At 73.5% G+C, this 12264-nt stretch carries 13 protein-coding genes; 6 read left to right on the top strand and 7 right to left on the bottom strand.

What is annotated here, in order from left to right; genetic code table 11:
- Window positions 1–71 precede the first annotated feature (71 nt).
- Both ACF059_RS05520 and ACF059_RS05515 read right to left on the bottom strand, forming a co-directional pair.
- Window positions 72–1001 carry a cyclase family protein gene (locus ACF059_RS05520; RefSeq protein ID WP_392051728.1) on the bottom strand — a complete coding sequence of 310 codons (930 nt, stop codon included), beginning with the start codon at window positions 999–1001 and terminating at the stop codon, window positions 72–74.
- 255 nt (window positions 1002–1256) lie between these two features.
- On the bottom strand, window positions 1257–1748 hold the full coding sequence (locus ACF059_RS05515; RefSeq protein ID WP_392051725.1) for a YbaK/EbsC family protein: 492 nt from the start codon (window positions 1746–1748) through the stop codon (window positions 1257–1259).
- Window positions 1749–1867: 119 nt separating this feature from the next.
- On the opposite strand from ACF059_RS05515, the gene ACF059_RS05510 reads away from it, so the two are divergent.
- From ACF059_RS05510 to ACF059_RS05495, 4 genes are all read left to right on the top strand, one after another.
- The gene (locus ACF059_RS05510) at window positions 1868–2386 is read left to right on the top strand and encodes a helix-turn-helix domain-containing protein (RefSeq protein ID WP_392051722.1); all 519 of its coding nucleotides are present in this window, start codon (window positions 1868–1870) and stop codon (window positions 2384–2386) included.
- 170 nt (window positions 2387–2556) lie between these two features.
- Complete coding sequence (gene leuA / locus ACF059_RS05505) at window positions 2557–4347, top strand: 2-isopropylmalate synthase (RefSeq protein WP_392051719.1); 1791 nt, start codon at window positions 2557–2559, stop codon at window positions 4345–4347.
- A gap of 3 nt (window positions 4348–4350) precedes the next feature.
- Entirely contained in the window at window positions 4351–4488 is a 138-nt protein-coding gene (locus tag ACF059_RS05500; protein ID WP_392051717.1) for a hypothetical protein, read from the top strand.
- Between the two features lie 130 nt (window positions 4489–4618).
- A complete protein-coding gene (locus tag ACF059_RS05495) occupies window positions 4619–5398 on the top strand; it encodes a maleylpyruvate isomerase family mycothiol-dependent enzyme (protein WP_392051714.1) in 780 nt (259 codons plus the stop codon).
- Here the strand turns inward: ACF059_RS05495 and ACF059_RS05490 are convergent.
- From ACF059_RS05490 to ACF059_RS05470, 5 genes are read right to left on the bottom strand one after another with little or no spacing between them, the layout of a single operon-like run.
- Window positions 5395–6252: an STM4011 family radical SAM protein gene (locus ACF059_RS05490; protein ID WP_392051711.1), complete on the bottom strand. Its 858-nt coding sequence runs from the start codon at window positions 6250–6252 to the stop codon at window positions 5395–5397. The genes ACF059_RS05495 and ACF059_RS05490 overlap by 4 nt on opposite strands.
- 5 nt (window positions 6253–6257) lie before the next feature.
- Window positions 6258–7634 (bottom strand): STM4012 family radical SAM protein, encoded by a 1377-nt coding sequence (locus ACF059_RS05485; protein WP_392051708.1) that lies wholly within the window; start codon window positions 7632–7634, stop codon window positions 6258–6260.
- Window positions 7631–8437, bottom strand: a complete 807-nt coding sequence (locus ACF059_RS05480; RefSeq protein ID WP_366868535.1) for an STM4013/SEN3800 family hydrolase — start codon at window positions 8435–8437, stop codon at window positions 7631–7633. The genes ACF059_RS05485 and ACF059_RS05480 overlap by 4 nt, the downstream gene beginning before the upstream one ends.
- Before the next feature lie 13 nt (window positions 8438–8450).
- Window positions 8451–9590, bottom strand: a complete 1140-nt coding sequence (locus ACF059_RS05475) for an STM4014 family protein (protein ID WP_392051705.1) — start codon at window positions 9588–9590, stop codon at window positions 8451–8453.
- A 10-nt stretch (window positions 9591–9600) separates the two neighbouring features.
- Window positions 9601–10563, bottom strand: a complete 963-nt coding sequence (locus tag ACF059_RS05470; RefSeq protein WP_392051702.1) for an STM4015 family protein — start codon at window positions 10561–10563, stop codon at window positions 9601–9603.
- Window positions 10564–10767: 204 nt separating this feature from the next.
- Between ACF059_RS05470 and ACF059_RS05465 the strand changes: the two genes are divergently transcribed.
- Both ACF059_RS05465 and ACF059_RS05460 read left to right on the top strand, forming a co-directional pair.
- Window positions 10768–11094: a hypothetical protein gene (locus ACF059_RS05465; RefSeq protein WP_392051699.1), complete on the top strand. Its 327-nt coding sequence runs from the start codon at window positions 10768–10770 to the stop codon at window positions 11092–11094.
- Between the two features lie 98 nt (window positions 11095–11192).
- A complete protein-coding gene (locus ACF059_RS05460; RefSeq protein ID WP_392053075.1) occupies window positions 11193–12260 on the top strand; it encodes a DUF6745 domain-containing protein in 1068 nt (355 codons plus the stop codon).
- Window positions 12261–12264: the final 4 nt, after the last annotated feature.

Genomic DNA, 12264 nt, shown 5'->3' with positions numbered 1-12264 from the left:
CGCGTGGTTCCGGGGCCGTGCGGCAGAAGTTGAAACGGCGCCTTTTGAGTATATTCCTGGCGATTTGCCACTCACAGGAGGGCGACCGGATTGACCGGTGATCCCGTGCCGCCGGGGACGTTGAGGGGCGTCACCACGATCATGAACTCATAGCGTCCCGCCTGTGCGCACGCGGCCGACAGGGCCTCCAGGTCCAGGTTGTCCAGCAGGGGCACCCCCATCGCCGCGACGGCGAGAGCGTGCACGGGGGAGTGCAGGCCCTCCACCGGGGAGGGCCGCACATCGCTGTCCCCGTCCGCGCCGAGCAGGCTGATCCCCCGCGCGGCCAGCAGCGGCAGCGCGTCGACGTGGAGGCCCGCGCTGGCGGCGTCGACGTCCCACGGCCCCCGCTCGCGGCGGCGCCGGAACCGGCCGGAGCGCACGAGCACCGCGCACCCGTCGTCGATCCCGACGCCGAGCGCCCGCTCCGCGTCGACGACGTCGCGGGCGCGGACCGCGTGGCCCGGTTCCAGCCAGTCGGTCCCGAGGACGGCGGGCAGGTCGAGGAGCACGCCCTTGGTGACGAGCGGTCCGAGGGCCGCCACCGAGCCGAAGCGGGCTCCGCCGGCGCCGATGACCTCGCGGGCCGGGTGCCCCTCGTAGAGCTGCCCCCGGTAGGCGACGTGGGACAGCGCGTCGAGGTGGCTGACGGCCTTGCCGTGGTAGTCGACGGCGAGGAAGTCCTTGTGCGTGGCCGGTTCCGACGGCTCCACATCGCCGAGGTCGGACATGTAGTGGAGGGCCGGCTTGATGTTGTCGGGGCCGGCCTGGGTGTTCCACGGCAATCCCAGGGGCACCACCGTGCCGTCCCCGACCAGGGCCGCGGCCCGGCGCACGTGGTCCGGGGTGACCCGGTTCCAGGCGCCCCGGTCGGCGGCGGGCCAGCGGCCCCACGTACGGACCGAGGCGAAGAGGGCGTCGAACTCCTCGCGGGAGACCTGGGGAGCCTGCGGTGTACTCATGGGGGCGGCGCTCCGGACGACTCGGGGGCGGTGGGATGGTGGTGCGCAGCGGGGGTGTCCCGCCGCCTGCCGCATGCCTACCCGGTCCGGCCCGAGGCAGGACGCTCCTGGTCGGCCGATGCGCCGATGGGTGGCGGCCCCACGCCCGGGTGATGCACAGGGCGCTCTGGCGCACGACGTGGCGGTCGTCGTCGCCGACCGGACGCAGGACGAGGCGCCGCGCTGACGACCGCACCGGAGCCTCCGGCCCGACCGTCAGGGGCCGACGGGGAGCAGGGTCCCTCCCGTGAGGCGCAGCAGTTCATCGGCGGTGGTGGGGAAGACGGTGCGGGGAGTTCCGGCGGCGGCCCAGAGGCGGGGGTACTCCGTCAGGGCCGCGTCGACCACCGTGGGAAGCGGCCGGGGGTGGCCGACGGGAGACACGCCGCCGATCGCCTGCCCGGTGGCCTCGCGCACCTGTTCCGGGGTGGCGCGCCGGAGCGTGCCGCGGCCCCACCGGGCGGCGAGCGCCGTCGCGTCGACCTTGTGCCGCCCGCTGGTCAGGACCAGGACGGGCTCGTCGTCCGAGAGGAACACGAGGCTGTTGGCGATCGCGCCCACCTCGCATCCCAGGGCCGCGGCGGCCTCGGCGGCCGTGCGCGTCGACTCCGTGAGCTCGCGTACCTCGCCCGTGATGCCGGCCGCGGCGAGGGCGCGCGCCACCTCCATGCTGCGGGCGGGCAGGGCCGCGCCTTCCTGGGGCGCCATGTGACTCCTTCGTGCAAAGTGGCACCAGCATGCGTTCCATAGACGGAACGTTCTGTTTGTGGAACGATAGATCCCCTCGGGGCGTGGAGCAACCGCCCCCGATGAGGAGAAGGAACACCATGGATCTGGCCGCCCGCGTCGGCTCGCGCCTGCGGGAGTTGCGCGAAGTGCAGGGGATGTCCCTGTCCGAACTGGCTCGCAGGTCCAGCATCGGCAAGGGCACGCTCTCCGAGCTGGAAAGCGGTCGGCGCAACCCCACTCTGGAGACGCTCTACGCCCTGACGACGGCGCTCGCAGTGCCCCTGAGCGCCGCGCTGCTCGACCTCGCGTCCCCCGCCACGATCTCCGGCGACGCCGTGGACGCCGTCCTCATCGAGCGGTTCGAGGATGACGACGCGGTTTCGGAGACCTACCGCATCCGCATCCGCGCAGGGGCGAGGCAGGAGTCCGCCGCGCACACCGCCGGCGCGACGGAGCACCTCGTCGTCCTCGCCGGCACCGCACGCGCCGGCGCGCTGTCCGCGCCCGCCCTGATCGGCCCCGGGGCGCACGGAAGTTGGCCGGCCGACGTCCCGCACCTGTACGAGGCACCCTCCGGAGACGTCGAGGCCCTCCTGATCGTGCGCTACCCACAGTGACGAAGGACGGGCTGCGGCGGGCAGATCTGACATGCGCGACATACACGGCATTCCCTCCTTCTTATCCGCCGCGCCGAGGGCCTCTAGGGCTTGACCTCCTCGGCGCGGGGTCCGGCCATGCGCCCCACAGTTGGCCCGCAGCCGCGACGATCCACAGAGGACATCTCCCCATGAACTCCACCCCCTCCGTCCGGCGCGCCCCCGGCTTCCCGGTCCAGGCGCCCTCCGGCATGCCGTTCGAGCGGTACCAGCCCTTCCGGGCCATCGACCTGCCCGACCGCACCTGGCCCGGCAAGACCCTCACCAAGGCGCCCCAGTGGTGCGCCGTCGACCTGCGCGACGGCAACCAGGCCCTGATCGACCCCATGGGCGCGGACCGCAAGCTGCGCTTGTTCGACCTGCTCGTCTCGATGGGCTACAAGGAGATCGAGGTCGGCTTCCCCTCGGCGAGCCAGACCGACTTCGACTTCATCCGGCAGCTCATCGAAGAGGACCGGATCCCCGACGACGTCGCCATCCAGGTCCTGGTGCCCACCCGCGCCCACCTCATCGAGCGCACCTTCGAGGCGGTGCGCGGCGCCCGGCACGCCATCATCCACCTCTACAACTCGACGTCGACCCTCCAGCGCCGCGTCGTGTTCGGCATGGACCGAGACCAGGTCTCCGCCTTGGCCGTGCGCGGGGCGCAGCTGTGCGCCGATCTCGCCGGGCGGATGACGGACACCGGGATCGGCTTCCAGTACTCGCCGGAGTCGTACACCGGCACCGAGCTGGAGTACGCCGCCGAGATCTGCAACGCGGTCATCGGCGTGTGGCAGCCGACGGCGGACCGCAAGGTCATCGTCAACCTCCCGGCCACCGTCGAGATGGCCACGCCCAACGTCTACGCCGACTCCATCGAGTGGATGCACCGCCACCTGGACCGGCGCGACGCGGTCGTCCTGTCCGTGCACCCGCACAACGACCGCGGCACGGCCGTGGCCGCCGCCGAACTGGGCTACCTGGCCGGCGCCGACCGCATCGAGGGCTGCCTGTTCGGCAACGGCGAGCGCACCGGAAACGTCTGTCTGGTCACCCTGGGCCTGAACCTCTTCAGCCAGGGCATCGACCCGATGATCGACTTCTCCGACATCGACGAGATCCGCCGCACGGTCGAATTCTGCAACCAGCTCCCCGTGCACCCGCGCCACCCGTACGGCGGCGACATGGTCTACACGGCCTTCTCCGGATCCCATCAGGACGCGATCAAGAAGGGCCTGGAGGCGCTGGAACGCTCGGCCGCCGCCGCGGGCGCCCCCGTGGAGGGCTTCGGCTGGGCGGTTCCGTACCTGCCCATCGACCCCAAGGACGTCGGCCGCAGCTACGAGGCCGTCATCCGGGTCAACTCCCAGTCCGGCAAGGGCGGCATCGCCCACATCATGAAGACCGAGCACAAGCTGAACCTGCCGCGCGGTCTGCAGATCGAGTTCTCCCAGGCCGTCCAGAACCGTACGGACGACCAGGGCGGGGAGGTCTCGCCCGCGCAGATGTGGGAGGCCTTCGTCGAGGAGTACCTGCCGGTCGACTCTCCGGAGGCGGGCGCGGTGGGCCAGGGCGGCGCGGTGGCGCCGTGGGGCCGGATGTCGCTGCTGTCCCACCAGTCGGCCGCCGTCATCGACGAGAAGAACTCCTTCTCGGTGGAGGTGCTGCTCGACGGGGAGAAGAAGACCCTGGACGGGGTGGGCAACGGCCCCATCGACGCCTTCGTCTCCGCGCTCGGCGCCCTGGGCATCGAGGTACGGGTCGGGGACTTCCAGGAGCACGCGATGTCCACGGGCGGTGACGCCCGCGCCGCCGCGTATGTGGAGGCCTCGGTCGAGGGCCGGACCTTCTGGGGCGTGGGCCTCGACTCCAGCATCGTGACGGCCTCCCTGAAGGCGGTCGTCTCGGCGGTCAACCGGGGCTTTCGCGACCGCGCCTGACGTGTGACCGCCGAGATCACGATCGCCTTCGCCGCCCGCGGCCTGCTGCGCGAACACCTCTCGGGCAGCGCGGTCGACGCCGACGTGGAGGCGGGCATCGCCCAGCTCGCCGCCCGGGCGGCGGTGTACCGCACGAGCTGACCCGCGAGGAGCGAATTGACACCGTCGGCGCCCGCGCATTACCTTCCCATTTGCTTGAGGGTATGAAACATCCATCCCCTCAAGCATCTGCGCCGCCCGGGGCGGCACCCGCCTCAGGAAGGGCCACCGCATGACCCCCGCCCAGCACCAAGCGGCCGTCGCGGCCGAGGCCGCCCGCTTCCACGCCACGGTCTCGGCGGCGGACCTCGCCACCCCGGTGCCGACCTGCCCCGGCTGGGCCCTGGCCGACCTCACGCAGCACGTTGGCAGCGTGCATCGCTGGTTCGGCGAGCTGCTGCGCCGGCGCGTCCAGCAGCCCCCGGCCAGCCGTGAGGTCGACCTGCGCCTGCCCGAGCACCCCGGCGGCCTCCCGGACTGGCTGGTCGAGGGCGCGGCGGAGGCGGCCGAGGTGTTCGCCGCCACCGACCTGGACGCACCGATGTGGGCCTGGGGGGTCGACCAGCACGCCCGGTTCTGGGTCCGGCGCATGCTCTTCGAGACCCTGATCCACCGGGTGGACGCCCAGCTCGCGCTCGGGCTCTCGCCGCAGGTCGACCGCGCGCTGGCCCTCGACGGCATCGACGAGTTCCTCACCAACCTGCCGTTCGCGACGCCCTTCGCCCCGCTGACGGCCCATCTGCGTGCACCCGACCGGACGATCCGCTTCAGCTGCACGGACGCGGATGGGGACGAGGACGGCCGCGGTGACTGGGTGGTCCGCCTGCGGCCCGACGGCTTCGCGCTGGAGGCCGACCGCGCCGGGGCCCGTACGGCGGACGCCACGGTCCGGGGCACGGCCGCGGACCTCCTGCTGCTCCTCTACGGCCGGCGCGAGCACCACAGCGACGCCTTCGACCGGCGCGGCGACACGGACCTGCTCGACCACTGGTTCGCCCACTCGGCCTTCTAGGGGCGGACCACCGGGGCCGCCGGAACGCGTTCGAGGACTCCGCCCGCGAAGACGTCGTAGAGGGGGAGCGTCTCCAGATGGACGTAGCCGATATGGCAGTCGCAGACGGACAGGGGACAGGGGCGGGGGGCCAGGGCCGCGCGGTAGGAGCCGTCGTAGAGGTTGCCGAGCTCCGTGCGGACGAAGTGGCAGCGGCGGACCGTGCCCTCGCCGTCCACCGAGATGACCGACTCGCCCGTGCGGCACGGCAGCCCGGCCGAGCGGTGCGCCCGGCGGCTGTACGCGAAGAGCGGGTCCACGGCCGACCACGCCTCCGCCTCGGCATCGCTGTAGGTGTGGCCCTCGGCGGCGTTGGCCCAGAGGTAGACGTGGTCGGGCAGGTCCGCGCGCAGCCGGCGCGCGTGCGGCAGGTTCTCGGGCAGTCCCACGATGCCCACGCTGTGGCGGATGCCCCGGTCGGCCAGCTCCCCGAGCTTCGAGAGGAAGCGTGCGTAGGGCGTCTGGCCGGGGTGGTAGGTGCACCACAGGGCCAGGGTGTCCGGGTCGGCCGCCGCGAGCCAGTCGGTCCGGCAGCTGAGGTTGGTCTGGATGGCGACGCGGGCGATGTGCGGCTGGTGCGAGAGGTCCACCAGCGCGCGGCGGTACCAGGAGCGGACCAGACCCTCGCCCCACGGGGTGAAGAGCAGGGACAGCCGGTCCCCGGTCTGCGCCGCAGCCCAGGCCGTGAACCGGTCGAGGGCCGCGCGGTCGGCGCGCAGCTGGACGGGCGTGTCCCGGCGCTTGGCGAACGGGCAGTAGGGGCAGTCGTAGTCGCAGGAGGCGAGCGGTCCGCGGTACAGGATCGTCAGGTCCACAGCGGCTACTTCGGGTCGTAGGCGGCCATGGCGGCCCGGACGGCGGGGGAGAAGAGCGCCGGGCCGAGGGCGTCGGAGTGGGCGAGTCCCTCCGGGCTCAGACGCAGCCACTCGCCCCGCGTCCCGGCTCCCTCGAGCCAGCCGCGGGCGGCGAAGTCGGCGAGCTCGACGGGGAAGTCCTCGTACGGGCCGGCCCCGAAGCGCTCGCGGTACTCGGCGAGCGGCATGCCCCGGGCCTGGAGGAGGGACTGGAGGAGGTGGCGGCGGCGCGCCTCGCCGCCGTCCATCGACCAGCCTCGGTCGGCGCGGCTGAAGTCCTCGGTGGCCGTGTAGTCGTCGATGATCGTCCGGATCTCGCCCATGTCGACGGCGTAGTCGAAGGAGTAGTGCAGGGCGGAGGTGTAGGAGCGGGCGCCGCAGCCGAGGCCGATCATGCCGTCCGTCTGGCAGGCGTGGTCCTCCGGTCCCTGCGGGGCGGCGCCGGCCCGGCGGAACATGCGCATGGACACCTGCTCGTAGCCGTGGGCGAGGAGGTGGTCGCGGCCCCGGCGGTAGAGGTCCAGGCGCTGCTCGTCCCACTCGGCGTCGGTGTGCGCCGTGCGGCGCCGGGCAAGGCCGGTGAGCGGGCGCTTGTACAGCGGGTATAGGTACAGCTCCTCGGGCTCCCAGGCCAGGGCGGCGTCCAGGGAGGTGCGCCAGGTGGCGGGGGTCTGGCCGTCGATGCCGTAGATGAGGTCGATGTTGAGGACCGGGATGCGGGCCGCGCGGATCCGGCCGAGCGCGGCCTCGACGTCGGAGCGTCGCTGCGGGCGCACCGCCGCCCGTGCCTCGGCGTCGACGAAGCTCTGGACGCCGATGCTGAGACGGGTGGCGCCGCGCTCGGCGAGGACGGCGAGCCGGTCGGCGGTCGCGGTGGCCGGCGAGGTCTCCACGGAGAGGGGTACGGAGCGCAGGTCGGCGCCCATGCGCCGCTCGGCGATGTCGCAGAGCCGGGTCAGCTCGTCGGCGGTGAGGAAGGTCGGTGTGCCGCCGCCGAAGGCGGCATTGGCGAAGCGCACCGGACCGTCGTCGCCGAGGGCCTCGCGGACGGCGTCGGCCTGGCGCTCCAGGGCGTCGAGGTAGCGGCCGGTGAGGCCGTCGGGGGCGCCGATGCGGGTGAAGAGGTTGCAGAAGCCGCAGCGGACCTCGCAGAAGGGTATGTGGAGGTAGAGGGAGAGCGCGCTCTTGTCCTCGCCGCGCCACAGGTCGCGCAGGGCGGGCCGGTCGGGCAGCGGGCGGTACGCGGTCTTGTGGGGATAGGCGTAGACGTAGCTCTGGTACGGGCGGACGTCGCCACGGGCGGCCGCGGCCGCGTCGGCAGTGGCTAGGGCTATGGCGCTCATGCGGACGGCTCCAGGAAGAAGTGGGCGTACGGCACGGTCCACACGGCCTCGTGGGCGAGGCGGTGGCCGGTGTAGCCGTCGTCGCCGTAGGTCGTGCCGTGGTCGGAGCAGACGACGGCGAAGCAGCGGCGGCGCGAGCTCATCGCGGCGAAGAGGCGGCCGATGTGGCGGTCGACGTATTCCAGAGCGGCGGCGTGGGTGGCGAGGCTGTCCCCGGCCTCCCGGGTCGCGCCGGGCAGGTGGAACCAGTTGGGCTGGTGCAGCGCGGACACGTTGAGGAAGAGGAACAGCCGCTGCTCCGCGGGGAGGGAGCCGATGATCCGCTCGGCCCGGTCGACCTGCGCCTCGAAGGAGGTGGGGGACGCCACGCCGAACTCGGGCTCCCAGTGGCTCTCCTGGAACATCGAGGGCAGTACGTCTCCCAGCGCGCCCTGCTTGTTGAAGAATCCGACGCCGCCGACGCACACCGTGCGGTACCCGGCCGCGGCCAGACCCGAGACCAGGTCCGGGGTGTCGAACACGTACGTGCGGCCGGCCGTGCTCTCGCTGCCCGCGAAGCGCGCGGCGAACAGCCGCGGGTGCGGCCCGGGCCCCGCCGGCGTGGGCAGGAACCCGGCGAACATCGCCTGGTGCGAGGCGTAGGTGAAACTGCCGGGGGCGTGCCGCTCCTCCCAGACGCCACCGGGCAGGTGCCGGGCGAGGTGCGGGATGCGTCCGGCGGCGGCCAGCTCGGCGGCGACGTCGTGGCGCAGGGTGTCCAGGGTGAGCAGGAGCAGGTCGTCGCGGCCGACGACCTCGTTCATGTCGGGCCCGGTCTCAGGCTGGTGCACGGTGGTGGTTCCTCGGGTGGTGGTGCTGGGGTGTGCGGCGGCGGCGCACGTAGGGGAGCGCGGCGGCGACTTGGGCCGCGTAGGTATCGAGGCCCTCGGCTCCGCCGCCCGGCAGGCCGGTCAGGCCCGGGAGCAGGTCCCCGAAGGCGTTGACCTCGGCGACGGCGAACCGCCGCCAGCCGACGGCGGGCAGCAGGTCGACGCCGACGCAGAGGGTTCCGGGGAAGCAGGCCGCGGCCCGCTCGCAGACGTCCAGGGCCTCGGCCCAGCGGGGCCCCGCGGCCTCGACCACGGCCGACAGGTCGCCGCGCTGCCCGCCGAGGTGGAGATTGGTCATCGGCGAGCGGCTGGTGCGGACCACGGCGTGGGTGGCCCTCCCGGCCACGACGACCACGCGCAGGTCCGCCGCGCGGCCCGCCAAGGAGGCCTTGGGCCACCAGCGTTCGACGTGCAGTCCGTCCGGGGCGAGTGCGTCGACCACCGCGGCGGTCTCCCGCTCGCTCGTGAGGCGGCGCACCCGCAGGGAGTTGTACAGACGTCCGTCCTCGGACGTCTCGACCGAGGTGACGGCCCGGACGCGGCCCCGCCCCGCCGTCTCGACGGCGACGACGCCGGACGCGGAGGAGCCGTGCGCCAGCTTCACGAACGCGCGGGGCATGCCGTGCGTGTCCATCAGGGCGCGCACGTCCTCCCAGCCGCGCACCGGTGTGGCGTCGCCGGAGGTCGGGGAGCGGGGTACCGGGACCCCGGCGGTGTCCAGCGCCCGGTGGCAGTGCCGTTTGTCGAAGAGGACCGCCAGCTCGTCGGCGTCGTCGAGCCGTGTGCCGCCGGTCAGGCTCCGTACCGTCGCGGTGAACCGGGCGTACCAGCGGGCGCCGCCCTCCACGCGGGTGGCGTCCTCCAGGCCGCGCAGGGCCCGGTCCACCTCGGTGTTCTCGCCGGGCGAGTCGAGGCGTACGAGCTCGTCGGGGGCGAAGGCCGCACCGCCCTCGCGCAGGACCGAGGTCCAGGGCACGACGCGGGGCGCGGGCAGGCCGGCGCCCAGGACGGCCCGGGTGAACAGGGCGACGCGGCGGTTCTCCGGGTTGCCGACGACGGCCCAGCGCGGGGGCGGGTGCTCGGTCATGACCGCCGCGCTATTCGCCGACGGCGACGAAACGCCAGACGCGGCCGTCCCACTCGTCCTCGTCGGCGTGGCCCGGGTCGAGGTCCAGCCGTACGCCGGCGCTCTCCAGGGTGTCCTGGAAGCGCTGCCTGAGCGGATCGCTGAGGTAGTTGTGGTGCAGGTCCAGGGCGGCGAGGTGGGTGAGGGGCTGGCCGCCGAGGAGGGCGGAGCCGCCCTCGTCCGTGAGGACGCCCATGGACAGGTCGAGGGTCTCCAGCCGGGCCACGACGGGTGCGGCGGCCACGGCGGCGGCGATCTCGTCCTGGATGTCGCTGTTGCGCAGGCCGAGGTGACGCAGGCTCGGCAGGCGGTCGCCGGCCAGGATCGGCTCCACGTCGGTCAGCGCGCAGTCCCCGCCGTATTCGGCGGTGCCGAGCCAGAGGTCGAGGTGGTGCAGGGCGGGCAGGTCGCTGGCGGCGACGTTGCGCACGGCCCGGGCGGGCATGCCGCCGGTCTGGACGACGAGGGAGCGCAGCCGCCGGTGGCTGAACGGCGGTATGACGAGACCGCTGCCGCCGCGGACGCCGAACTCCTCCAGGTCGGGGAAGGCGTCGAGGAGCGGGCCGACGTCGCCCTGGGTGATCCACGAAATTTCGCACTCCTCGGACTCCATGTCCCCGAGGAACAGGGCCCGCAGGGCCGGCAACCGGTCGCGGGTGTCGAGGAGCGCGGCGATGATCTCCTCGGGGCCCCTGTCGTACGCGTCCTCCCAGGCACCGACGACGATGGCGCGGACGCGGGTGGTGTCGACGGCCGCGGTGAAACGGGCGAACGCCGCGGGCCAGGCCTCCTCCGCGTCATAGGTGTCGCTGGAGATCCGCCACGCGACGGCGTCCGCCTCGGGCAGGTCGCCCAGGCCCTTGGCGTCGTCGGCCGCCGGAAAGTCGAAGACGGGCAGTCCGTACGACTCCCGCAGATGGCTCGCGTAACTCATGGTCCCCGCCGTCTCTCGCCTGTCTCGTCCGGTGCGCTGCCCGGTGTGCCGCGTCGATGTGCCGCATCCGATGTGCCTGCAAGTTGTAGCAAGCGGCACTGACAACGCACGAGGCAGGGGCGGGTGGAGGGCCGTTGTCAGAGCCCGGCCGTACCGTCGGAAGGGACAGCGGCGCACCGGGCGGCGCGGGGGAAGGGGACACACATGTACCGGCAGGGGGACGTGCTCATCGTGCCGCTCGAGGAATCGGCGGTGCCGTGCCATGCGGTGGACGCGCCGTCGGAACCGCGGAACGGGCGCGGGCGGTTGGTACTGGCGCTGGGCGAGGTGACCGGGCACGCGCACGCCGTGCTCGGACCGGGGCGCCTGATCCGTGAGGCCGGGCCGTTGGCGCCCCTGCTGCTGCATCTGCCCGACGGGGGACGGGTGGTGCACGAGGAGCATGCCGCGATACCCCTGCCCAAGGGCTGGTACCGGGTGGTGCGGCAGCGGGAGTACGTGCCGGGCTCGGTGCGGATCGTGGCGGACTGAGCGCCGCAGGGTCCTGGTGGCAGGTCCGAAGGCGGGGGAGCGAGATGCGGAGGCCGGACGTGAGGGAAGTGCTGGAAGTGACGAAAGTGACGCAGGCGATGGAAGCGCTGGACGTGGCGGACACCGGGGACACGGCGGACACGGTGCACGGGGTCGACGGGTGGCGGGCGGTGGCGGCGGCGACCGGACCCGCGGACCGGGAGGCGGCGGAGGCGGGCGTGCGGCTGGCCTACCGCGCGGCGGGGCTGGCCGCCCCCGACCGGATCATATGGGCGGACTCGCCGCGCGCAGCGGTGGGCCTGCTGGGGGATCCGGACGGCCCGTGGGGGTCGCACGCGCGGGGCCGTAGCGTGCGGGCGGAGGTCCGCAGTGCGCCGTGGGCGGCCGAGCGTGCCCGCCTGCACGAGCGGCTCGGTCCCCGGGGCTGGGGCCGCAGATGGGCCCTGACGGGTGCCCGGCTCTGGGAGAACACCGAGCGGCTGGCCGGCCGTATCCGTACCGGGCTCGTGGAGCAGTTGGCCCAGGACACCGCGCAGGAGGCCGAGGTCCGGCTGCTGCTCCTGGACGCCGTACTGGGCCAGCACGACGCGCCCTGGCTGTGCGCCTTCGACACCGGGGACCGGGCGCCGCTGGCGGGGCTCGCCGCCGTGGCCCGCTCGGCGGGCTGGTGGTGGCCGTACGAGAGGATGGCCGTCGTGTGCGAGCGCCCGGTGGAGCTGCACCGGGACGAGGCGGGCCGTCTGGACCGCGGTGACGGTCCGGCCCTCGCGTTCCCGGACGGCTTCGCGCTGCACGCGTGGCGCGGGATGCCGGTGCCGGCGGACTTCCTGGCCGGGCTGGAGGGCCTGACGCCCGAGCGCATCCGGGACGAGGAGAACGCGGAGCTGCGCCGGGTGATGCTGGAGCACTACGGCTACGAGCGCTACCTCACTGCGTCGGGCGCCGAGCCGGTGCACCGGGACGGGACCGGTGTCCTGTGGCGGATACCGCTGCCCGACGACGAGGACGTCGTCATGGTGGAGGTGGTCAACTCCACGCCGGAGCCCGACGGTACGAGCCGCACGTACTGGCTGCGGGTGCCGCCGCAGACGAGGACCGCGAGGGAGGGCGTGGCATGGACCTTCGGCCTCGGCGCGCAGGCGTACGCGCCGGTCCTGGAGACCTGACGCG

Source organism: Streptomyces sp. NPDC016562 (assembly GCF_043076955.1).
Lineage (GTDB): Bacteria > Actinomycetota > Actinomycetes > Streptomycetales > Streptomycetaceae > Streptomyces.
The sequence above is the reverse complement of the archived record's forward strand: the minus strand, read 5'-3'. Positions and strand labels throughout refer to the sequence as shown.